Origin of the sequence: Enterobacter sp. 22452 (assembly GCF_052045065.1) — a bacterium.
Classification (GTDB): Bacteria; Pseudomonadota; Gammaproteobacteria; order Enterobacterales; family Enterobacteriaceae; genus Enterobacter; species Enterobacter mori.
The window spans coordinates 452,986-476,431 of the sequence record NZ_JBQEOB010000003.1; the positions used below are offsets into that span (position 1 = coordinate 452,986).

The window sequence follows — 23,446 nt, forward strand, 5'->3', positions numbered from 1 at the left end:
TTATGACTGACAAAACCATTCCGTTTTCGGTGCTGGATCTGGCGCCGATCCCTCAGGGCTCCTCGGCTCGAGAAGCCTTTTCGCACTCTCTCGATCTCGCTCAGCTGGCCGAAAAGCGTGGCTATCACCGCTACTGGCTGGCCGAGCACCACAACATGGTGGGCATCGCCAGCGCCGCCACCTCGGTACTGATTGGCTATCTGGCGGCAAATACGACTACCCTGCACCTGGGCTCCGGTGGCGTGATGCTGCCTAACCACGCCCCGCTGGTGATTGCCGAGCAGTTTGGCACCCTGAATACGCTCTATCCGGGGCGTATTGATTTGGGCCTTGGTCGCGCGCCCGGCAGCGACCAGCCGACCATGCGCGCCCTGCGCCGCCATATGAGCGGCGATATCGACAACTTCCCGCGCGACGTGGCCGAGCTGGTGGACTGGTTCGACGCGCGCGATCCTAACCCGCACGTGCGCCCGGTGCCGGGCTACGGCGAGAAGATCCCGGTTTGGTTGTTGGGATCAAGCCTGTATAGCGCACAGCTCGCCGCGCAGCTTGGACTGCCATTTGCGTTTGCCTCGCACTTCGCACCGGATATGCTGCATCAGGCGTTGCATCTCTACCGCACGAACTTCAAACCGTCCGAGCGTCTGGAGAAGCCGTACGCGATGGTCTGTATCAACATCATTGCCGCCGACAGCAATCGCGACGCGGAATTCCTGTTTACCTCCATGCAGCAGGCATTTGTGAAGCTGCGTCGCGGTGAGACGGGCCAGCTGCCGCCGCCGGTGGAGAATATGCATCAGCTGTGGTCAGCCTCGGAGCAGTATGGCGTTCAGCAGGCGCTGAGCATGTCGCTGGTGGGTGATAAAGCGAAAGTGCGTCACGGGCTGGACGCGGTGCTGCGCGAAACGCAGGCGGATGAAATTATGGTTAACGGCCAGATTTTCGATCATCAGGCGCGATTGCATTCGTTTGAACTGGCGATGCAGGTGAAAGAAGAATTGGTGGGGTAGTTTTTTTGCCGGATGGCGGCTTCGCCTTATCCGGCCTACGGTTTTCTCCCTCTCCCTTCGGGAGAGGGGCGGGGTGAGGGGATCAGGCCGCACGGTTTAATGGTAAACAGGCAACAGGTTAAAACTCGACAGCACGTGGACCAACGCGTTGCCAACGCCAAACACCAGGATCAGTGCAATCATCGGCTTGCCGCCCCAGACGCGGAATTTCGGGCTGCCGAAGCGTTTACGTGATTTACGCGCCAGCAGCGCCGGCACAATCGCCGCCCAGATGGTTGCCGCCAGTCCGGCATAGCCGATGGCGTACAGGAAACCGTTCGGCCACAGCAGACCACCCACAATCGGCGGCAGGAAGGTGAGCAGCGCGGTTTTGAAGCGCCCCATCGCAGAATCATCAAAGCCAAACAGATCCGCCAGGTAGTCAAACAGCCCCAGGGTCACGCCAAGGAATGAACTCGCCACTGCAAAGTTAGAGAAGACCACCAGCAGCAGATCCAGGCTGCGGCTGTTCAGTACGCCGCTCAGGGCCTGCACCAGCACGTCGATGTTACCGCCCTTCTGTGCAATGCCGATAAATTCTGGACGTGGGATGTTGCCCATCGTCCCCAGCAGCCAAATCACGTACAGCCCCAGCGCCAGCAGCGTACCGTAGACCAGACACTTCACAATGGTGCGCGGATCTTTGCCGTAGTACTTCATCAGGCTCGGCACGTTGCCGTGGTAGCCAAACGACGCCAGACAGAACGGCAGCGTCATCAGCAGGTACGGCGTGTAGGAGGTGTTCACTTCGGCGACGTTAAACAGCGTGGCGGGCGTAACGTGCCCCAGCAGGCTGCCGAAGGTCAGGAAGAAGGTGATGACCTTAGCGCCCAACACGATCGCCGTCATGCGGCTCACCGCCCTGGTGCTCATCCAGACGATAAACGCCACGCCCAGTGCAAAGCAGAGCCCCGCCAGACGCGCCGGAACGTTCAGCGACATCTCAGCAAAAGTGTGATGCAGAATCGAGCCGCTTGCAGAGATGTACGCATAGGTCAGGATATAGAGCACAAACGCGATGGACAGCCCGTTCACCAGGTTCCAGCCTTTGCCCAGCAGATCTTTGGTGATGGTGTCGAAGCTGGAGCCAATGCGATAGTTCAGGTTCGCCTCAAGGATCATCAGCCCGGAGTGGAGCATACAGAACCAGGTGAACACCAGCGCCGCCAGCGACCAGAAGAACCACGCACCGGACATGACCACTGGCAGGGAGAACATCCCAGCACCAATGATGGTACCGCCGATGATCACCACGCCGCCAAGCAGCGAGGGTGACGTTTGGGTGGTGGTTAGTGTCGCCATACAGCCATTACTCCAGTCAAAAATGTGGTATGCAGTTTAATGTGCAGCACTGTACCAGTACAAGAGTACAAAGGGAATAAAAAAAGCCCCGATAGCAATTATCGGGGCTGTATATATTACTTTACGTCAGTGGCGTAAGGCTTACGCGTCACGGCGACGGCTTGAGCTGTCGTCACGACGTGGGCCACGGCTTTCACGGCGTTCGCCGGAGAAACGACGTGGTTCACCGCGACCTTCGCTACGACCGCCTTCACGACGTTCGCCACCGAAGCTGCGGCCACCGCCACGACGTTCGCCACCGCGGTCAGAGCGAGGCTGTGCATCACCCATCAGCTGCATGTTCATCGGCTTGTTCAGGATGCGAGTACGCGTAAAGTGCTGCAGTACTTCGCCCGGCATGCCTTTTGGCAGTTCGATGGTGGAGTGAGTACCGAACAGCTTGATGTTACCAATGTAACGGCTGCTGATGTCGCCTTCGTTAGCGATCGCGCCAACGATATGACGAACTTCAACACCGTCATCACGGCCAACTTCAATGCGGTACAGTTCCATTTCGCCAGCGTCACGACGCTCGCGACGTGGACGGTCTTCACCACCACGCTCTGGACGGTCACCGCGTGGGCCACGGTCATTGCGGTCATTACGGTCGCCACGACGTTCGAAACGATCGTCACGGTCACGGAATTCACGCTTAGGACGCATTGGCGCATCTGGTGGCACGATCAGGCTACGTTCGCCCTGAGCCATTTTCAGCAGTGCTGCAGCCAGGGTTTCCATATCCAGCTCTTCGCCTTCAGCGGTAGGCTGAATCTGCGACAGCAGCGCACGGTACTGATCCAGATCGCTGCTTTCCAGCTGCTGCTGGACTTTCGCGGCGAATTTTTCCAGGCGACGTTTGCCCAGCAGATCTGCGTTTGGCAGGTCAGCTTCTGGAATGGTCAGCTTCATGGTGCGTTCAATGTTACGCAGCAGACGACGCTCGCGGTTCTCAACGAACAGCAGCGCACGGCCCGCACGACCCGCACGACCGGTACGACCGATACGGTGAACGTAAGACTCAGAATCCATTGGGATATCGTAGTTTACAACCAGGCTGATACGCTCAACGTCCAGACCACGTGCTGCCACGTCGGTTGCAATCAGGATATCCAGACGACCGTCTTTCAGACGCTCCAGAGTCTGCTCACGCAGGGCCTGGTTCATGTCGCCGTTCAGCGCTGCGCTGTTGTAGCCGCTACGCTCCAGGGCTTCAGCCACTTCCAGGGTCGCGTTTTTGGTACGAACGAAGATGATCGCCGCATCAAAATCTTCTGCTTCCAGGAAACGTACCAGCGCTTCGTTTTTGCGCATGCCGTACACAGACCAGTAGCTCTGGCTGATGTCCGGGCGAGTGGTCACGCTGGACTGAATACGCACTTCCTGCGGCTCTTTCATGAAGCGGCGGGTAATGCGACGGATAGCTTCTGGCATGGTTGCAGAGAACAGAGCGGTCTGATGACCTTCCGGGATCTGCGCCATGATGGTTTCGACGTCTTCGATGAAGCCCATACGCAGCATTTCATCTGCTTCATCCAGTACCAGGCCGCTCAGTTTAGAGAGGTCCAGAGTACCGCGCTTCAGGTGATCCAGCAGACGGCCCGGCGTACCGACGACAATCTGTGGGCCCTGGCGCAGGGCGCGTAACTGCACGTCATAACGCTGGCCGCCGTACAGGGCTACCACGTTTACGCCGCGCATATGTTTAGAGAATTCCGTCATTGCTTCAGCAACCTGAACAGCCAGTTCACGGGTTGGAGCCAGGACGAGGATCTGCGGAGCACGCAGGTCCGGATCGATGTTGTTCAGCAGCGGCAGCGAGAACGCTGCGGTTTTTCCGCTACCAGTCTGGGCCATGCCCAGCACGTCACGACCGGCGAGTAAATGCGGTATGCATTCTGCCTGGATCGGAGATGGTTTTTCGTAACCCAGATCGTTAAGGGATTCAAGGATAGGAGCCTTCAGGCCCAGATCTGCAAAAGTGGTTTCGAATTCAGCCATGTAGTACAAGTGCCTCGATATTAATGGCGGCCAGTCTACATAACTCATCGTGAAAATTTTCGGTAATTTTCATTGAAAGTGTGAACCGGCTCAAAGTAGGTGTATTGACGAACAACAACGCCCTCACCAGTTAAGGTGATGGCAATCAAAAGATTACGGGCTGATGTTTATGTCGTCAGCTATTGCTGGTCCGATTCTGCCAGGTCGTCTTGCTCCTGGCCCAAGAGCGATAATTCCAACAATGCATAACGGTGCTCAACGAAGTTGTGTACGTTGTTAGCAACCGCTAATTTGAACAGTGCCGTAGCGCTGTTCATATCCCCCAGACTTAGGTAGTACTTACCTAAATAGAAGTTGGTTTCACTGAGATGCTCAGCGAGCGAGGTGTTATCCGTTGCGTCCGCCTTGAGGCGTTCCATTAGCGTTGCTTCGCTAATGTTGCCCAGGTAGAACTCGACAATGTTCCATCCCCATTGTTCCTTGTCCGATTTCTCGAAGCGCTGTTTCAGTGCTTCTTTGGCCTGCTTCTCATCGAGCTTCTGCTCAACGATGTAAAGCCACAGGCTGCGGAAAGGATCATTAGGATCGTCTTGATAAAACGCCAGCAGATCATCTTGCGCTAACTTATCACGACCGCCGTAATACAATGCGATACCGCGATTCAAGTGCGCGTAGTTGTAAGTTGGATCAAGCTCAAGTACAGAATCAAACGCTTCATAGGCAGCATCAAAATTGCCTGCCTGCGTTAAGTAAATGCCTAAGTAATTGAATACTTCAGGCATATCAGGTCGAATTGCCAGCGCTTGTGAAAAATCATTCCGCGCTAATGCCCTCAGACCGAGACTATCATACAACACTCCGCGCTCATATAAAAGCTGTGCGCGTTCGTCATCGGTTAAAGCCCGACTGGCAAGAATTTGTTCCATGCGTGCCAGAATCACTTCCTGCTGCAAAGTCGGTTGCAATGGCACTGCGAGGACTTCGCTCTTACGCCAGGCAGAGTTGCTGCATCCTGCCAGCGTTAAAGCTGTCGCAACGAAACACCAGCGCAAAAAAGGCTTCATTTCCCACTCCCGAAGACAACTATTGGATGAACGTCCTGTCCCCCGGCGGCTTAACAAGGCGTCCTGCCTGATAATAAACCCTCCGCCGAAGCGGAGGGCAAATGCTACCTTACTCGCCTTGTTCTGCGGCTGGCGCTTCTGGCGCAGCGGCAGGAGACTGCTCGGTTGCTTCTTTAATGCTCAGACGGATACGGCCCTGACGGTCAACTTCCAGAACCTTAACCGGCACTTCCTGACCCATCTGCAGGTAATCGGTCACTTTCTCAACGCGCTTGTCAGCGATCTGAGAGATGTGAACCAGACCTTCTTTACCGCCACCGATGGCAACGAATGCGCCAAAGTCAACGATACGGGTCACTTTACCTGCGTAAACACGACCCACTTCGATCTCTGCAGTGATCTCTTCGATGCGGCGGATAGCGAATTTCGCTTTTTCGCCGTCGGTTGCTGCGATCTTCACAGTACCGTCATCTTCGATTTCGATCGTGGTGCCAGTCTCTTCGGTCAGCGCACGGATGACGGAACCGCCCTTACCGATAACATCTTTGATCTTGTCTGGATTGATCTTGATGGTGTGGATACGCGGAGCGAACTGAGAAATGTCACCACGTGGCGCGTTAATCGCCTGTTCCATCACGCCCAGGATGTGCAGACGCGCACCTTTTGCCTGGTTCAGAGCAACCTGCATGATCTCTTTGGTGATACCTTCAATTTTGATATCCATCTGCAGCGCAGAGATACCTTCGCGGGAACCCGCGACTTTGAAGTCCATATCGCCCAGGTGGTCTTCGTCGCCCAGGATGTCAGACAGAACAACAAAGTTGTCGCCTTCTTTCACCAGACCCATAGCGATACCAGCCACAGCGGCTTTGATTGGTACGCCTGCATCCATCAGCGCCAGAGAGGCACCACACACGGAAGCCATGGAAGAAGAACCGTTAGATTCGGTGATTTCAGAAACCACACGCACGGTGTACGGGAATTTGTCAGCTTCTGGCATCACTGCCAGCACGCCGCGCTTCGCCAGGCGACCGTGACCAATTTCACGACGCTTCGGCGAGCCAACCATACCGGTCTCACCTACGGAGTACGGAGGGAAGTTGTAGTGGAACAGGAAGCTGTCAGTACGCTCGCCCATCAGTTCGTCGATGTTCTGTGCGTCACGTGCGGTACCCAGGGTCGCGGTAACCAGCGCCTGCGTTTCGCCACGGGTGAACAGTGCGGAACCGTGAGTACGTGGCAGTACGCCAGTACGAACGTCCAGACCACGGATCATGTCTTTTTCGCGGCCATCGATACGCGGTTCGCCTGCCAGTACGCGGCTACGAACGGTGTTTTTCTCGATAGCGTGCAGAATTTCGCTCAGCTCGTTAGCATCCAGGGATTCATCTTCAGCCAACAGCGTCGCGATGGTTTCAGATTTGATGACGTCAACCTGAGCGTAACGCTCTTGTTTGTCGGTGATGCGGTATGCATCGCTCAGACGTGCGCCTGCCAGTGCAGCAACGCGAGCATTCAGCGCGTCGTTAACCGCTTCTGGCTGCCAGTCCCAACGTGGTTTACCGGCTTCTTTCACCAGGTCGTTGATGTTCTGGATAACGATCTGCTGCTGGTCGTGGCCAAATACCACAGCGCCCAGCATCTGGTCTTCGCTCAGCAGTTCAGCTTCGGATTCAACCATCAGAACCGCTGCTTCAGTACCCGCAACCACCAGGTCCAGCTTACTTTCTTTCAGCTCTTCCTGGGTTGGGTTCAGCACGTACTGATCGTTGATGTAGCCAACGCGCGCGGCACCGATTGGGCCATTGAATGGAATACCAGACAGTGACAGGGCAGCGGATGCGCCGATCATAGCAACGATGTCCGGGTTAACCTGTGGGTTAACGGAAACAACGGTCGCGATAACCTGTACTTCGTTAACGAAGCCTTCCGGGAACAGCGGACGAACCGGGCGGTCAATCAGACGCGCGATCAGGGTTTCGCCTTCGCTTGGACGGCCTTCACGACGGAAGAAACCACCCGGGATTTTACCGGCAGCGTAGGTACGCTCCTGGTAGTTAACGGTCAGCGGGAAAAAGTCCTGACCTGGTTTAGCTTTTTTCTGGCCAACAACGGTAACGAATACCGCGGTGTCATCCATGCTTACCATAACGGCAGCAGTAGCCTGACGTGCCATCATGCCGGTTTCCAGCGTGACGGTATGTTGACCATACTGGAATTTACGAACGATCGGATTCAGCAAAGTTCTGTCCTTTCTTAAATGTATGACAGCACACCACAGGTGTGCTGACGATTTAACCCGACCTTCTTCGCATCCTCGCGACTAATGACAACCGACACCCCCATGGGTGAAGCCTCTCATTAGCCGCGCGAACCTCTGCAATGAAGATCATTTATAGCAACAATACAATAGTTTCCAGTGAATTGCTGCCGTCTGGTTGAAAAAAGGGGCCATCAGGCCCCCTTTTCTGAAACTCGCAAGACTTAGCGACGCAGACCCAGACGCTCGATCAGCGCGGTGTAACGTGCAACATCTTTACGTTTCAGGTAGTCGAGCAGTTTACGACGCTGAGAAACCATACGCAGCAGACCACGACGGCTGTGGTGATCTTTTTTGTGCTCTGCAAAGTGACCCTGCAGGTGGTTAATCTGTGCAGTCAGCAGTGCAACCTGAACTTCGGTAGAACCGCTGTCGTTAGTACCACGACCAAACTCAGAAACGATTTTAGCTTTAGCTTCAACGCTTAGAGACATTTTCAAACTCCAGAATATAAAGAATGTAAGGATGCCGATCTCTAATTCAGCAATCCCAGTATACGACCAACAAATTGTTAAACAATTTGCAGATCGTTAAGCGGCGATATTCTACTCGTCTCCCCTGCTTATCGCAAGGTGAGGTGTTATCGCCGTCACGCTTCGATCGGATACTCGACGACCAGACGACGCGGCGCAACGCGCCCTTCACCGTCCATTTCGCCCATACCGATGAATTTCCCGTCGTCACCTTCCGTCACGCGTACCAGCCCTTCAAGCGGCGCATCCGCCGTACGAACCGGGTTGCCGTTCTTAAAGTAAACGGACGATGTTAAAGGAAGATTAACGATCGGGAAGTCCGCCGCCGGACTGTCCATTGGCATCAGCAAGGGATCCAGCAATTCTGCTGGCGCTATTCCCTGCACTTCCGCCTGTTCAACCAGCTCGCGAAGATGCTCAAGCGTCACCATGCGTTCGACCGGATACTTGCTGACAGCCAGACGACGCAAGTAAATCACATGCGCCCCGCAGCCCAGCTTTTCACCGAGGTCATCGATAATGGTACGAATATAGGTGCCTTTCGAACAGTGTACTTCCAGCTCCAGCTCATCGCCTTCATGGCGAATGAACAGCAGTTCATACACGGTAATCGGACGGGCTTCACGCGGAACGTCGATGCCCTGGCGCGCATATTCGTAGAGCTTCTTGCCCTGATATTTCAGCGCCGAATACATCGACGGCACCTGCATCGTGTCACCACGGAAGCTTTCCAGCGCCGCATCAAGCTGCTCTGCGCTGAAGGTCACCGGGCGCTCTTCCACGACCTGGCCATCCGCGTCGGAAGTATCCGTGCGCTGGCCCAGCTTAGCGATAACGCGATAACGCTTATCGGAATCCAGCAGATACTGGGAGAACTTTGTCGCCTCTCCCAGGCAGACCGGCAGCATACCGGTCGCCAGCGGATCCAGCGCGCCCGTATGGCCCGCACGGTTGGCGTTAAAAATACGCTTCACTTTTTGCAGTACGTCGTTGCTGGATGCGCCCTGCGGTTTATCCAGCAGCAGTACGCCATGCACGTCGCGACCGCGACGACGAGGACGACTCATCAGTCCTCCTTGCTGTCGTCCGCTGGGTTCACACGACGCTCATCGTCATGTTTCACCACGCTGGTCACCAGGTTGGACATGCGCATACCTTCTACCAGCGAGTTATCGTAGAAGAAGGTCAGCTCAGGCACGATACGCAGACGCATCGCTTTGCCGAGCAGAGAGCGGATGAAACCAGAGGCTTCCTGCAGCGCTTTAATGCCGTTTTTCACCGCGGCTTCGTCCTGATCGTTCAGAAAAGTCACGAACACTTTGGCATACGCCAGATCGCGGGACATCTCAACACCAGACACGGTGGTCATCATACCAATACGCGGGTCTTTGATTTCGCGCTGCAGGATGAGCGCGATCTCTTTTTGCATTTCCTGCGCCACGCGCTGTGGGCGACCGAATTCTTTCGCCATAATAAATTCTCCAGACAAAAAAGGGGCTAAAAGCCCCTTTTAAAATTATTGCCGGGTGGCGCTTCGCTTACCCGGCCTACGTCAGCCAATCTTCAGTCGACGAAGATTACGCGATGGTACGCTGAATTTCGATGATCTCGAACACTTCGATCATATCGCCAACGCGAACGTCGTTGTAGTTCTTCACGCCGATACCACATTCCATGCCGTTACGGACTTCGTTAACGTCATCTTTGAAGCGGCGCAGGGATTCCAGCTCGCCTTCGTAGATAACCACGTTGTCACGCAGTACGCGGATTGGGTTGTGACGCTTGATGTTACCTTCGGTAACCATACAGCCCGCGATCGCACCGAATTTCGGTGATTTGAACACGTCACGTACTTCAGCCAGACCGATGATCTGCTGTTTCAGCTCAGGAGACAGCATGCCGCTCATCGCTGCTTTCACTTCGTCGATCAGGTTATAGATGACGGAGTAGTAGCGCAGATCCAGGCTTTCAGCTTCAATCACTTTACGCGCAGACGCATCCGCACGAACGTTGAAGCCAACCAGGATAGCGTTAGAGGCAGCAGCCAGGGTTGCGTCGGTTTCGGTGATACCACCTACGCCAGAACCGATGATCTTCACTTTCACTTCGTCGGTAGACAGTTTCAGCAAGGAGTCGGAGATCGCTTCCACAGAACCCTGAACGTCGGCTTTCAGAACAACGTTCACTTCGTGAACTTCGCCCTCGGTCATGTTCGCGAACATGTTCTCGAGTTTAGATTTCTGCTGACGAGCCAGTTTAACTTCACGGAATTTACCCTGACGATACAGTGCAACTTCACGCGCTTTCTTCTCGTCACGCACAACGGTCACTTCGTCACCGGCAGCCGGAACACCGGACAGGCCCAGGATTTCCACTGGAATGGACGGACCCGCTTCCAGGACTTCCTGACCCAGTTCGTTACGCATCGCACGAACGCGGCCGTATTCGAAGCCACACAGAACGATGTCGCCTTTGTTCAGCGTGCCTTCGCGAACCAGAACGGTTGCAACCGGACCACGACCTTTATCCAGGAAGGATTCGATAACCGCGCCGCTTGCCATACCTTTACGAACCGCTTTGAGCTCCAGAACTTCAGCCTGCAGCAGGATAGCGTTCAGCAGGTCGTCAATACCGGTACCCGCTTTTGCAGATACTGGGATGAACTGTGCTTCACCGCCCCACTCTTCCGGCATAACGCCGTACTGAGACAGTTCGTTCTTCACGCGATCCATATCGGCTTCTGGCTTATCGATTTTGTTGACTGCAACAACCAGAGGTACTTGCGCCGCTTTTGCGTGCTGGATAGCTTCAATGGTCTGTGGCATCACGCCATCGTCTGCCGCAACAACCAGTACAACAATATCCGTTGCCTGAGCACCACGAGCACGCATTGAGGTAAACGCTGCGTGGCCTGGGGTATCCAGGAAGGTGATCATGCCGTTTTCGGTTTCTACATGGTAAGCACCGATGTGCTGGGTAATACCACCCGCTTCGCCGGATGCCACTTTAGTAGAGCGAATGTAGTCAAGCAGAGAGGTTTTACCGTGGTCAACGTGACCCATGATGGTCACAACAGGTGCACGCGGTTCAGCCGCTGCGCCAGTGTCACGGTCGCTCATTACTGCTTCTTCCAGCTCGTTTTCACGACGCAGGATAACTTTGTGGCCCATCTCTTCAGCAACCAGCTGTGCGGTTTCCTGGTCGATGACCTGGTTGATGGTCGCCATTGCGCCCAGCTTCATCATCGCTTTGATGACCTGAGAGCCTTTAACGGCCATCTTGTTCGCCAGATCGCCAACGGTGATGGTTTCACCAATCACAACGTCACGGTTAACGGCCTGAGCTGGCTTCTGGAAGCCCTGCTGCAGAGCGGAACCTTTACGCTTGCCGCCTTTACCACCGCGAACGGCTGCACGCGCTTCTTCACGGTCAGCTTTAGATTCAGCGTGCTTGTTACCTTTTTTCGCTGGACGCGCGGCTTTGGTGTTGCGACCACGGCCACGGCCGCCTTCAACTTCACGGTCGTTGTCGTCTTCAGCCTGACGCGCGTGCTGAGAAGTGGTCACATGATAGTCGCTGGTGTCTTCAGTCGTTTCAGCGGTATTCACGCCATTCTTCTCGTTTTCTTCTGCCATACGGCGCGCTTCTTCAGCAACACGGCGAGCTTCTTCTTCCAGCTTACGGCGGGCTTCTTCTTCCGCTTTACGCTTCAGCTCGGCAGCTTCATTTTCACGGCGGGCTTTTTCAGCCTGGGCGGTTTTGGTCATTTCGTCTGTCTGTTGATTGCTCACTTTGTCTTTTTCCGCAGCGTCACGCTTCACTTTATCACTTGCGTCGCGTTTCGCTTTTTCTGCGGCCTCACGTTCAGCTTTTAATTCTGCTTCACGTTTGGCGGTTGCTTCCGCCGCACGCTGAGCTTGTTCTTCCGCTTCACGCTGTGCCTGCTCTTCCGCAGCAAGGCGTTCTGCCTCTTGCGGATCACGTTTTACAAAGGTGCGCGTCTTGCGGACTTCAATTTGTACCGATTTACTTTTGCCACCGGTACCAGGGATGTTTAACGTGCTACGCGTTTTGCGCTGCAGCGTTAACTTGTCAGGCGTAGAGCCGTGTTCACGGTTCAGGTGCGTTAACAAGGTTTGTTTTTCTTGCGCGGTCACCGAGTCATCAGCGGACTTCGGGATCCCTGCGTCAGCAAATTGCTGTACCAGGCGGTCCACGGAGGTCTGAATCTCAGCAGCCAGCGATTTTACAGTTACATCAGTCATGCTGTTCCTTCCTGCTACAGTTTATTACGCTTCGTCGCCGAACCAGCAAATATTACGTGCGGCCATGATGAGCTCGCCGGCTTTCTCGTCGGTTAAACCTTCGATATCAGCCAGGTCATCAACGCCTTGCTCAGCGAGATCTTCCAGCGTACAAACACCACGGGCAGCCAGCTTGAACGCAATCGCACGATCAAGACCTTCCAGATTCAGCAGGTCATCAGCCGGCTTCTTATCGCCAAGGCTTTCTTCCTGAGCCAGTGCCAGGGTGGTCAGTGCGTTTTTAGCGCGTTCACGCAGGGCTTCAACAGTCTGTTCATCCAGACCGTCAATTTCCAGCAGCTCTTTCATTGGCACATAGGCCAGTTCTTCCAGCGTAGAGAAACCTTCTTCAACCAGAACAGTGGCGAAGTCTTCGTCAATGTCGAGGTATTTAGTGAAGGTATCGATCGCCGCATGGGCTTCAGCCTGATGCTTAGCCTGCAGGTCGTCAACGGTCATCACGTTGAGTTCCCAGCCGCTCAGCTGTGACGCCAGACGTACGTTCTGACCGTTACGGCCAATCGCCTGCGCCAGGTTACCCGCTTCTACAGCGATATCCATGGTGTGTTTGTCTTCGTCAACAACGATAGACGCTACATCAGCCGGAGCCATTGCGTTGATCACGAACTGCGCCGGGTTGTCGTCCCACAGAACGATATCGATACGCTCGCCACCCAGTTCGGTCGAAACCGCCTGAACACGCGCGCCGCGCATACCGACGCAAGCACCGACCGGGTCGATACGCTTGTCGTTGGTTTTCACCGCGATTTTCGCACGGGAACCCGGATCGCGAGCCGCCGCTTTGATCTCGATAACTTCTTCACCGATTTCCGGCACTTCGATACGGAACAGTTCAACCAGCATTTCTGGTTTAGAACGGGTCACGAACAGCTGTGCACCACGCGCTTCAGGACGCACAGCGTACAGAACACCACGGATACGGTCGCCTGGACGGAAGTTTTCACGCGGCAGCATGTCTTCGCGCAGGATTACGGCTTCAGCGTTACCCGGCATCCCTTCGGATTTGATCTCCAGAGAGATGTTGTCGCGATTCACTTTCTTCACCACGCCGGTGATGATTTCGCCTTCCTGATCGCGGAACTGATCGACAACCAGCGCGCGCTCGGCTTCGCGAACTTTCTGCACGATAACCTGTTTAGCGGTCTGGGTCGTGATACGGTCGAAGGTCACAGATTCAATCTGATCTTCAACGTACTCACCCACGTTCAGACTTTCGTCTTCATAACGCGCCGCTTCCAGCGTGATCTCTTTGGTCGGCTGGGTCACTTCTTCAACGATTACCCAACGACGGAATGTATCGAAGTCACCGCTTTTACGATCGATTTCTACGCGAACATCGATCTCTTGTTCGTATTTTTTCTTGGTTGCTGTAGCCAGTGCACTTTCCAGCGCTTCGAAAATCTTCTCACGCGGCAGTGATTTCTCGTTGGAGACGGCTTCAACAACAGCCAAAATTTCTTTGTTCATCGCGGGCTTTTCACCTCAATCCAGACTGTTAAAAGTGGGGAACCAGGTTCGCCTTCTGGATATTACTCAGCGCGAACACTTCATCTTTGCCGTCGACTGTCACCGTGATCATTTCACCATCAACGGCTTTGATAATTCCCTGCCATTTACGGCGGTTCTGTACGGCCATACGCAGAACGAGAGCCACTTCTTCACCGGTAAAGCGCACATAGTGCTCGGCCGTGAACATCGGGCGATCGAGGCCAGGTGAGGAAACTTCCAGGTTGTACGCAACGGTAATCGGGTCTTCAACATCAAGAACCGCACTCACCTGGTGGCTAACATCAGCACAATCATCAACATTGATGCCATCTTCACTATCAATATAGATGCGCAGCGTCGATGTACGGCCGCGAACGAATTCGATGCCGACCAGTTCGTAGCCCAGTGCTTCGACCGGTGCAGTAATCATCTCTGTTAATTTTTGCTCTAATGTGGACAAGCCCACCCCCAAGACATAAAAAAAGGGCGTAAAGCCCAGTTATTCTGTAGTCAGATAACAAAAAACCCCGATAAATCGGGGCTTTAGATAACTGAACCCTATAGCCACAACTGTGGCCTGGAGCACTCTCCGAAAGAATTTTTTCAAATCCAGCTACGAAGGCTCTAAGTCTTCACAGTATATTTGAAAAAGAACTTTATGGGAAAGTGGTTGCGGGGGCCGGATTTGAACCGACGACCTTCGGGTTATGAGCCCGACGAGCTACCAGGCTGCTCCACCCCGCGCCTGAAACGTGGCAAATTCTACGCGTTTTAGGTAGAAAATGCAAATAATGCTGGGATTTGGTACCGAAGACGGGACGTAAAATCGGCGTTCAGTATATTGATAGTTGACCCCGCCTGTCAAGGCGACTTCCGCCAGATCGTTTAGACCAAATTTTTTACAAAAAACGCATGAGTCTCTTCCGGTCTTCGGTAAAAGATGATTAAATGAATACTCACTTATTTTGCATAAAAATGCACAAGAGAGCGAAAGCGGTCTCTAATCAGTCAATCAAGCAGGGTTTTATTATATGACGACGATTCTCAAGCATCTTCCGGTAGGACAACGTATTGGCATCGCTTTCTCAGGCGGCCTGGATACCAGCGCTGCACTGCTGTGGATGCGCCAAAAGGGAGCGGTTCCGTATGCATATACTGCGAACCTGGGACAGCCAGATGAGGAAGATTATGACGCGATCCCTCGTCGTGCCATGGAGTATGGCGCAGAGAACGCACGACTGATTGACTGCCGCAAACAGCTGGTAGCCGAAGGTATCGCTGCGATTCAGTGCGGTGCTTTTCATAACACCACTGGCGGCCTGACCTATTTCAACACCACTCCGCTGGGCCGCGCCGTGACGGGCACCATGCTGGTTGCCGCCATGAAAGAAGATGGCGTGAATATCTGGGGTGACGGCAGTACCTATAAAGGCAACGATATCGAACGTTTCTATCGTTATGGGCTGCTGACCAACGCCGAGCTGCAGATTTACAAACCATGGCTGGATACCGACTTCATCGACGAACTGGGTGGTCGTCATGAGATGTCTGAATTCATGATTGCCTGCGGTTTTGACTATAAGATGTCCGTCGAAAAAGCGTACTCCACCGACTCCAATATGCTGGGTGCAACGCACGAAGCGAAAGACCTGGAATTCCTGAACTCCAGCGTGAAGATCGTTAACCCGATCATGGGCGTGAAGTTCTGGGACGAGAACGTCAACATTCAGGCTGAAGAAGTCACCGTACGCTTCGAGCGCGGCCATCCGGTTGCCTTGAACGGTAAAACTTTCTCAGACGACGTTGAGCTGATGCTGGAAGCTAACCGCATTGGCGGTCGTCACGGTCTGGGCATGAGCGATCAGATTGAAAACCGTATCATCGAAGCGAAAAGCCGTGGCATCTATGAAGCCCCGGGAATGGCGCTGCTGCACATCGCTTACGAGCGCCTGCTGACCGGTATTCATAACGAAGACACTATCGAACAGTATCACTCTCATGGTCGTCAGTTGGGTAAACTGCTGTACCAGGGCCGCTGGTTCGATCCGCAGGCGCTGATGCTGCGTGATGCACTGCAGCGTTGGGTGGCAAGCGCGATCACCGGTGAAGTAACGCTGGAACTGCGTCGCGGCAATGACTACTCCATCCTGAATACCGTGTCTGACAACCTGACCTATAAAGCAGAACGTCTGACCATGGAGAAAGGTGATTCGGTCTTCTCTCCGGATGACCGTATCGGTCAACTGACCATGCGTAACCTGGACATCACCGATACCCGTGAGAAGCTGTTCAACTATATTGAGAATGGCTTGCTTTCCGCGAACTCAGGTAACGGCCTGCCGCAGGTTGAGAACCTGGAACACAGCGATAAGAAGTAATCGGCAGCAAGACATGCAAAAGGCGCCCAACCGGCGCCTTTTTTATTTGGTATTTTTAGGGCGGATAAGCACAGCGCCACCCGCCATTTTGGCCGCCACCACAATATACAGACGAAAAAAAAGACGTCTTGCGACGTCTTTCTTCTGGAATATTGGTACCGAGGATGGGACTCGAACCCACAAGCCCGTTAGGGCACTACCACCTCAAGGTAGCGTGTCTACCAATTCCACCACCTCGGTACTGAATACTTACTGCGGGATATCGCTGGTTGGCTTAGCCGGTGCAGCTGGCTGAGTTTGCTCAGTTTTCGCTGGCGCGCTCAGATTTTCCCACTCGCTTCCTTTACTGGTCTTGTTGCTGTTGATATTACCCAGCACCAGACTGATGATGAAGAACAGCGTAGCCAGAATCGCCGTCGTACGGGTCATGAAGTTCGCAGAACCACTTGAACCAAACAGCGTACCGGAAGCGCCTGCTCCGAAGGAGGCTCCCATATCAGCGCCTTTACCTTGCTGCAGCATGATCAGCGCTACAAGAGCGATGGCTACAATAAGGAAAATAACTAAAAGAGCTTCGTACATAATCAACCTGTTCCTTGCGGATTTGCCGCATACCAATGCTTCGACCAATTAGCAGGATTTTTGTTTCCCACTGAAGCGGGTGTGAATACTAACCAAAGCGAATGACCTTCGCAAGGGCATTTTCGACGCATTGTATCAACTGCGGAAAAAAACAGCAAAAAGCCATTAAATGCTTAAAACAAAGGCGGCAAGCGCCGCCTTTTTAAACACTTACTGTGAAAAGTTATGCAGCTTTTACCGCATCCGCGATGCGATGCGCGAATTCAGTCACCTGCGCTTCGTCTTCGCCTTCAACCATCACGCGAATCAGTGGCTCAGTACCCGATTTACGCAGCAGTACACGGCCACGATTGCCCAGGGCCGCTTCAACGTCAGCCATCACCGCTTTCACGTTGTCATTTTCAAGCGGATCGCCTTTACCCGCGGTGAAACGCACGTTAACGAGGATTTGCGGGAACATCTTCATACCGCTGCAGAGATCGTGCAGGCTCATATGGTTGCGCGCCATGGCAGCAACAACCTGCAGGCCCGCCACGATGCCGTCACCGGTGGTGGTTTTATCGAGCAGGATCACGTGACCGGAGTTTTCCGCACCGATTCGCCAGCCCTTCTCCTGCAATTTTTCCAGCACATAGCGGTCTCCCACTTTCGCGCGGACAAACGGAATACCGAGCTGTTTCAGCGCCAGTTCCAGGCCCATGTTACTCATCAGCGTACCTACCGCGCCGCCACGCAGCTGACCCTGACGCAGACCTTCACGTGCAATGATGTAGAGGATCTGATCGCCATCGACCTTGTTACCTTCGTGGTCGACCATGATCACACGGTCACCGTCGCCATCGAGGGCAATACCCAGATCGGCTTTTTCCGCCAGCACGCGCGCCTGCAGAGCACGCACGTCCGTCGCCCCCACTTCTTCGTTGATGTTAAGACCATCCGGCTCACAGCCGATGGTGATGACTTTCGCACCTAGCTCGCGGAAAACATTCGGAGCAATGTGGTAGGTCGCGCCGTTTGCACAGTCCACCACAATTTTAAGATGGGCCAGACTCAGCTCATTCGGAAAGGTGCCTTTGCAGAATTCGATATAGCGACCCGCGGCATCGACGATACGGTTCGCTTTACCCAGCTCAGCGGAGTCGACACAGGTGATCTCTTTTTCCATTTCCGCTTCAATGGCCTCTTCAACATCATCCGGCAGCTTGGTGCCGTCAATGGAGAAGAACTTGATGCCGTTGTCATAGAACGGGTTATGAGAAGCCGAGATAACAATCCCCGCTTCCGCACGGAAGGTGCGCGTCAGGTAAGCCACAGCAGGCGTTGGCATTGGGCCTGTAAAGGAGGCAGAAAGCCCCGCCGCTGCCAGACCGGCTTCCAGCGCAGATTCCAGCATATAGCCTGAGATACGGGTGTCTTTACCGATGATGATCTTACGGGAACCATGACGTGCCAGCACCTTGCCAGCAGCCCAGCCCAGCTTCAGGACAAAATCAGGGGTGATTGGAGCATCGCCTACGCGCCCACGGATACCATCGGTACCAAAATATTTACGATTACTCATAGCGTTTGTTTTCCTTCGCTGCCAGTGTGGCTTCCACCACACGCATGGCTTCAACTGTTTCTTTTACGTCATGGACACGAATAATGTGCGCGCCTTGCATCGCTGCGATCACCGCGCAGGCCAGGCTACCACTCAGGCGTTCGCTCGGCCCCACATTCAGCAACTGCCCAATCATCGACTTTCTCGACATCCCCACCAGCAACGGCAGGCCGAAGTGATGAAATTCTGATAAGCGCGCAAGCAGCGCATAATTGTGAGAGAGATTTTTACCGAAACCGAACCCCGGGTCGAGCAGCAATTTCTCTTTTGCGATACCCGCACGCTCGCAGCGTGCAATATGCTCAATAAAGAAGCGATTCACGTCGGCAAAGACATCGTCATACTTCGGCGCTTCCTGCATGGTTTTCGGCTGGCCCTGCATATGCATCAGACAAACTGGCAGCCCGGTTTCCGCTGCTGCTTCAATCGCGCCAGGCTCAGTCAGTGAGCGAATGTCATTGATAATGTGAGCGCCCACTCTCGCCACTTCACGAATCACTTCAGGCTTGGAGGTGTCAACGGAGATCCACACCTCAAATCGCTGAGCAATGGCCTCAACCACGGGCACGACGCGCGCCAGCTCTTCTTCCACAGAAACGTCCGCCGCGCCCGGACGCGTCGATTCGCCACCGACATCAATGATGGTGGCACCTGCATTGATCATTAAATTTGCGTGCTTAACCGCCTCGATAAGCGTGTTATGCGTGCCGCCGTCAGAGAAGGAGTCAGGGGTAACATTCAGGATCCCCATCACGTGCGGATGCGAGAGATCGAGATGCGAGTCCTGGGCGAAGAGTTTCATGGCTAAAATCCCTGGTATTCATAAGGTTTAACGGATAAGAAAAACCCCGGAGCAAGCTCCAGGGTTTGAGGTACAGACAAACATTTCAACAGAAGAGACTTACTTGTCGCCCAACTGTTCTGACATGGTATTACCCGGGTTTGGCGTACGCGGTTCATCAACCGGGCGCGGCGCACGCGGGGTGCCATTGTTGTCAGAATTGTTGGAAGCACCTGGATCTTCCCAGCCAGCTGGCGGACGCACTTCACGGCGTGCCATCAGGTCGTCAATCTGCGGTGCATCGATGGTCTCATATTTCATGAGCGCATCTTTCATCGAATGCAGGATGTCCATATTGTCGTTCAGGATCTGGCGAGCACGTGCATAGTTACGCTCTACCAAAGATTTTACTTCCTGGTCGATGATACGTGCCGTCTCATCGGACATATGTTTCGCTTTAGCCACAGAACGGCCCAGGAATACTTCACCCTCTTCCTCTGCATACAGCAGCGGACCGAGTTTGTCGGAGAAGCCCCACTGCGTCACCATGTTACGTGCCAGGTTTGTCGCGACTTTGATGTCGTTGGACGCACCGGTAGAAACATGTTCCACACCATAGATAATCTCTTCTGCCAGACGACCGCCGTACAGGGTAGAGATCTGGCTTTCCAGCTTCTGACGGCTGGCGCTGATCGCGTCGCCTTCAGGCAGGAAGAAGGTCACACCCAGCGCACGACCACGCGGGATAATCGTCACTTTATGCACCGGATCGTGTTCCGGTACCAGGCGACCGATAATCGCGTGACCTGCTTCGTGGTATGCCGTGGACTCTTTCTGCGCTTCCGTCATCACCATGGAGCGACGTTCCGCACCCATCATGATTTTGTCTTTCGCTTTCTCGAACTCCACCATGGACACTACGCGCTTGTTACCGCGAGCGGCAAACAGGGCAGCTTCGTTGACCAGGTTAGCCAGATCCGCACCGGAGAAGCCCGGAGTACCGCGCGCAATAATTGCTGCGTCGATATCTGGCGCCAGCGGTACACGACGCATGTGGACTTTCAGAATCTGTTCACGACCGCGAACATCCGGCAGACCCACCACGACCTGACGGTCGAAACGGCCTGGACGCAGCAGCGCTGGGTCAAGTACGTCCGGACGGTTAGTCGCCGCGATAACGATAATACCTTCGTTACCTTCGAAGCCGTCCATTTCAACCAGCATCTGGTTCAGCGTCTGCTCACGTTCATCATGACCACCGCCCAGACCTGCGCCACGCTGGCGGCCTACGGCGTCGATTTCATCGATGAAGATGATGCACGGTGCTGCCTTCTTGGCCTGTTCGAACATGTCACGCACACGAGATGCACCCACACCCACGAACATTTCTACGAAGTCAGAACCTGAAATAGTAAAGAACGGCACCTTCGCTTCACCTGCGATAGCTTTCGCCAGCAGGGTTTTACCGGTACCCGGAGGACCCACCATCAGAACGCCTTTCGGGATCTTACCGCCCAGTTTCTGGAAACGGCTCGGCTCACGCAGGTATTCAACCAGTTCGCCCACTTCTTCTTTTGCTTCGTCACAACCTGCAACGTCAGCAAACGTGGTCTTGATCTGATCTTCCGTCAGCATACGCGCTTTGCTCTTACCGAACGACATGGCACCTTTGCCACCGCCGCCCTGCATCTGACGCATAAAGAAGATCCAGACGCCGATAAGAAGCAGCATCGGGAACCAGGAAATGAAGATAGAAGCCAGCAGGCTTGGTTCTTCTGGCGGCTCGCCGACCACTTTGACATTTTTAGTCAGAAGGTTATCGAGCAGCTTAGGATCGTTCACCGGGATGTAGGTCGTGTAACGGTTACTATCTTTCTTGGTAACGTTTATCTCACGTCCGTTGATACGCGCTTCGCGAACCTGGTCCTGATTGACCTCCTGCAGGAAGGTAGAATAATCCACCTTGCGGCCATTCGACTCGCTGGGCCCAAAGCTCTGGAATACTGACATCAGCACGACGGCAATGACCAGCCAGAGAATTAGGTTTTTCGCCATGTCACTCAAGGGATTAACCTCACATTACAACTGTGTTAAAAACAGCGTCAGGATACTCTATATCCAGTTTCATTCAAACTTTCGCCTGAAATCTACCGGTTATCATTTTCGCCCGGTCGCTACAATATACACTTCACGGGAACGCGCCCGGGAAGAGTCCGGCTTACGAACTTTAACCTTCGCAAACAGGGAGCGAATTTCCTTAAGGTACTCCTCGAAACCTTCGCCCTGGAACACCTTCACAACAAAACTACCACCAGGCGCTAGTACATCACGACACATTTCTAACGCTAGCTCCACCAGATACATGCCGCGGGGGATATCCACCGCCGGTGTTCCGCACATATTTGGTGCCATATCAGACATGACAACCTGGACCTTACTGTCACCCACACGTTCAAGTAACGCTTTTAGCACTAATTCATCACGAAAATCGCCCTGAAGGAAGTCGACACCGACGATGGGATCCATTGGTAAAAGATCGCATGCGATGATTCGACCCGCTCCGCCGATCTGCGTTACCGCATACTGGGACCATCCGCCAGGGGCAGCACCGAGGTCAACAACCGTCATCCCCGGTTTAAAAAGTTTGTCACTTTGCTGTATTTCATCAAGTTTAAACCAGGCGCGGGAACGTAACCCCTTTTTCTGCGCCTGCAGAACATATTTATCGCTAAAGTGTTCCTGAAGCCAGCGGCTGGAACTGGCAGAACGCTTTTTACCTGTCATTTAACTTTTCCGTCCGGGTTCATCGTTGCTTACCTTTGACGTAAATTTCTACGCTGCTATTTGGCGATATTAGGGAGATGGCGGTAGAATGAACCGTTTTCAATCCCAACGTAAGCAAAAATATACGATGAATCTGAGTACTAAACAAAAACAGCACCTTAAAGGTCTGGCACATCCGCTCAAGCCTGTAGTTATGCTTGGCAACAATGGTTTGACCGAAGGGGTGCTTGCCGAGATTGAACAAGCGCTGGAACACCACGAGCTGATCAAGGTGAAAATCGCCTCTGAAGACAGAGACACTAAAAACCTGATCGTGGAAGCCATCGTGCGCGAAACCGGCGCCTGTAATGTACAGGTCATCGGTAAAACGCTGGTGCTCTACCGCCCATCTAAAGAGCGCAAAATCTCGCTGCCACGTTAAGGATATCCCTAATCGAACACATTTTCTGTGTAAAACGAGGGATTTCTGTCAGCAGGTGAGCAAAATGCCACGCTCCTTGAGTTGTTAAAAGGCCGCTATGCGGCCTTTTTCTTTTCTTTACAATGTATCAACATCTCAGTGGAGAAGCGAATTACAGGTACTCGACCTTAATAATTTCGTATTCCACTTCACCACCTGGGGTACGGATCACGACTACATCGTCTTGCTCTTTGCCAATCAGGCCACGCGCGATGGGTGAGTTCACTGAAATCAGGTTCTGCTTAAAGTCAGCCTCATCGTCACCCACGATGCGGTAGGTCTGCTCTTCGTCGTTGTCCAGGTTCAGGACGCTCACGGTACAACCAAAGATCACGCGGCCATTGTTTGGCATCTTAGTGATGTCGATCACCTGCGCATTAGACAGCTTTGCTTCGATGTCTTTAATACGCCCTTCACAGAAGCCCTGCTGCTCACGCGCCGCATGGTATTCAGCGTTCTCTTTCAGGTCGCCATGCTCGCGCGCATCCGCGATAGCGGCGATGATTTCAGGGCGACGCACGGATTTCAGGAAATCCAGCTCTTCGCGCAGTTTTTCGGCACCACGTAAGGTCATCGGAATAGCTTGCATTTGTTATACCTCTTAAACATTCCTGTTGGGAGCAGTGTTCCCTGCTCCTGCCCCCCTAAGCGGGCAAGAAGCAAAAAGAAAACCGACCCGGGAGCAACGCCCCAGGTCAGCAGCAATTTTTCAATTTGATACGCATTTTACCGCGAAGTTCACTATGGGTCATCGTTTACTTTGCAGTGCTATGCACCGTAGTATGACGGTTTGTTTTCGGGTT

20 protein-coding genes and 2 tRNA genes are annotated in these 23,446 nt (G+C 53.7%); 3 read left to right on the forward strand and 19 right to left on the reverse strand.

Going from position 1 to position 23,446, the window contains the following annotated elements; genetic code table 11:
- Window positions 1-2: 2 nt before the first annotated feature.
- Window positions 3-1,010 carry a luciferase-like monooxygenase gene (locus ACTJJA_RS12050; protein ID WP_047646424.1) on the forward strand — a complete coding sequence of 336 codons (1,008 nt, stop codon included), beginning with the start codon at window positions 3-5 and terminating at the stop codon, window positions 1,008-1,010.
- Between the two features lie 96 nt (window positions 1,011-1,106).
- On the opposite strand, the gene mtr is transcribed toward ACTJJA_RS12050, so the two are convergent.
- The 12 genes from mtr to ACTJJA_RS12110 form a co-directional block, all read right to left on the reverse strand.
- Window positions 1,107-2,351, reverse strand: coding sequence for a tryptophan permease (mtr, locus tag ACTJJA_RS12055; protein ID WP_029485209.1), 1,245 nt, complete (start codon window positions 2,349-2,351; stop codon window positions 1,107-1,109).
- 141 nt (window positions 2,352-2,492) lie between these two features.
- Window positions 2,493-4,388, reverse strand: a complete 1,896-nt coding sequence (locus tag ACTJJA_RS12060) for a DEAD/DEAH family ATP-dependent RNA helicase (RefSeq protein ID WP_174340073.1) — start codon at window positions 4,386-4,388, stop codon at window positions 2,493-2,495.
- Window positions 4,381-4,461, reverse strand: a complete 81-nt coding sequence (yrbN, locus tag ACTJJA_RS12065; protein ID WP_098946273.1) for a protein YrbN — start codon at window positions 4,459-4,461, stop codon at window positions 4,381-4,383. The genes ACTJJA_RS12060 and yrbN overlap by 8 nt, the downstream gene beginning before the upstream one ends.
- A 106-nt stretch (window positions 4,462-4,567) precedes the next feature.
- Complete coding sequence (nlpI, locus tag ACTJJA_RS12070) at window positions 4,568-5,452, reverse strand: lipoprotein NlpI (protein WP_350361089.1); 885 nt, start codon at window positions 5,450-5,452, stop codon at window positions 4,568-4,570.
- A 109-nt stretch (window positions 5,453-5,561) separates the two neighbouring features.
- Complete coding sequence (pnp, locus tag ACTJJA_RS12075; protein WP_440668167.1) at window positions 5,562-7,694, reverse strand: polyribonucleotide nucleotidyltransferase; 2,133 nt, start codon at window positions 7,692-7,694, stop codon at window positions 5,562-5,564.
- A 242-nt stretch (window positions 7,695-7,936) separates the two neighbouring features.
- Window positions 7,937-8,206 (reverse strand): 30S ribosomal protein S15, encoded by a 270-nt coding sequence (gene rpsO / locus ACTJJA_RS12080; protein ID WP_003861789.1) that lies wholly within the window; start codon window positions 8,204-8,206, stop codon window positions 7,937-7,939.
- 155 nt (window positions 8,207-8,361) lie between these two features.
- Window positions 8,362-9,312: a tRNA pseudouridine(55) synthase TruB gene (gene truB / locus ACTJJA_RS12085; RefSeq protein WP_172701276.1), complete on the reverse strand. Its 951-nt coding sequence runs from the start codon at window positions 9,310-9,312 to the stop codon at window positions 8,362-8,364.
- Window positions 9,312-9,716 (reverse strand): 30S ribosome-binding factor RbfA, encoded by a 405-nt coding sequence (gene rbfA / locus ACTJJA_RS12090; RefSeq protein WP_010435986.1) that lies wholly within the window; start codon window positions 9,714-9,716, stop codon window positions 9,312-9,314. Before rbfA ends, truB begins: the two co-directional genes overlap by 1 nt.
- Before the next feature lie 106 nt (window positions 9,717-9,822).
- The gene (gene infB / locus ACTJJA_RS12095) at window positions 9,823-12,510 is read right to left on the reverse strand and encodes a translation initiation factor IF-2 (protein WP_089599828.1); all 2,688 of its coding nucleotides are present in this window, start codon (window positions 12,508-12,510) and stop codon (window positions 9,823-9,825) included.
- A 24-nt stretch (window positions 12,511-12,534) separates the two neighbouring features.
- Window positions 12,535-14,037, reverse strand: a complete 1,503-nt coding sequence (gene nusA, locus ACTJJA_RS12100) for a transcription termination factor NusA (protein ID WP_089599826.1) — start codon at window positions 14,035-14,037, stop codon at window positions 12,535-12,537.
- 28 nt (window positions 14,038-14,065) lie between these two features.
- Complete coding sequence (gene rimP, locus ACTJJA_RS12105; RefSeq protein ID WP_032639709.1) at window positions 14,066-14,518, reverse strand: ribosome maturation factor RimP; 453 nt, start codon at window positions 14,516-14,518, stop codon at window positions 14,066-14,068.
- A gap of 207 nt (window positions 14,519-14,725) precedes the next feature.
- Window positions 14,726-14,802 (reverse strand) — tRNA-Met (locus ACTJJA_RS12110).
- Window positions 14,803-15,089: 287 nt separating this feature from the next.
- Here ACTJJA_RS12110 and argG point away from each other — a divergent pair.
- The gene (argG, locus tag ACTJJA_RS12115) at window positions 15,090-16,436 is read left to right on the forward strand and encodes an argininosuccinate synthase (RefSeq protein WP_440668171.1); all 1,347 of its coding nucleotides are present in this window, start codon (window positions 15,090-15,092) and stop codon (window positions 16,434-16,436) included.
- 153 nt (window positions 16,437-16,589) lie between these two features.
- On the opposite strand, the gene ACTJJA_RS12120 is transcribed toward argG, so the two are convergent.
- From ACTJJA_RS12120 to rlmE, 6 genes are all read right to left on the reverse strand, one after another.
- Window positions 16,590-16,676: transfer RNA gene (locus tag ACTJJA_RS12120), tRNA-Leu, on the reverse strand.
- A 9-nt stretch (window positions 16,677-16,685) separates the two neighbouring features.
- A complete protein-coding gene (secG, locus tag ACTJJA_RS12125; RefSeq protein WP_003861803.1) occupies window positions 16,686-17,018 on the reverse strand; it encodes a preprotein translocase subunit SecG in 333 nt (110 codons plus the stop codon).
- 223 nt (window positions 17,019-17,241) lie between these two features.
- Window positions 17,242-18,579, reverse strand: a complete 1,338-nt coding sequence (gene glmM / locus ACTJJA_RS12130; protein WP_010436000.1) for a phosphoglucosamine mutase — start codon at window positions 18,577-18,579, stop codon at window positions 17,242-17,244.
- The gene (gene folP / locus ACTJJA_RS12135) at window positions 18,572-19,420 is read right to left on the reverse strand and encodes a dihydropteroate synthase (protein WP_010436001.1); all 849 of its coding nucleotides are present in this window, start codon (window positions 19,418-19,420) and stop codon (window positions 18,572-18,574) included. The genes glmM and folP overlap by 8 nt, the downstream gene beginning before the upstream one ends.
- Before the next feature lie 99 nt (window positions 19,421-19,519).
- The gene (gene ftsH / locus ACTJJA_RS12140) at window positions 19,520-21,454 is read right to left on the reverse strand and encodes an ATP-dependent zinc metalloprotease FtsH (protein ID WP_010436002.1); all 1,935 of its coding nucleotides are present in this window, start codon (window positions 21,452-21,454) and stop codon (window positions 19,520-19,522) included.
- A 102-nt stretch (window positions 21,455-21,556) separates the two neighbouring features.
- Window positions 21,557-22,183 (reverse strand): 23S rRNA (uridine(2552)-2'-O)-methyltransferase RlmE, encoded by a 627-nt coding sequence (rlmE, locus tag ACTJJA_RS12145; RefSeq protein WP_010436004.1) that lies wholly within the window; start codon window positions 22,181-22,183, stop codon window positions 21,557-21,559.
- A 127-nt stretch (window positions 22,184-22,310) separates the two neighbouring features.
- On the opposite strand from rlmE, the gene yhbY reads away from it, so the two are divergent.
- Entirely contained in the window at window positions 22,311-22,604 is a 294-nt protein-coding gene (gene yhbY / locus ACTJJA_RS12150; protein WP_003861814.1) for a ribosome assembly RNA-binding protein YhbY, read from the forward strand.
- A 151-nt stretch (window positions 22,605-22,755) separates the two neighbouring features.
- Here the strand turns inward: yhbY and greA are convergent, their stop codons facing one another.
- Complete coding sequence (gene greA / locus ACTJJA_RS12155; RefSeq protein WP_420985720.1) at window positions 22,756-23,232, reverse strand: transcription elongation factor GreA; 477 nt, start codon at window positions 23,230-23,232, stop codon at window positions 22,756-22,758.
- Window positions 23,233-23,446 lie beyond the last annotated feature (214 nt).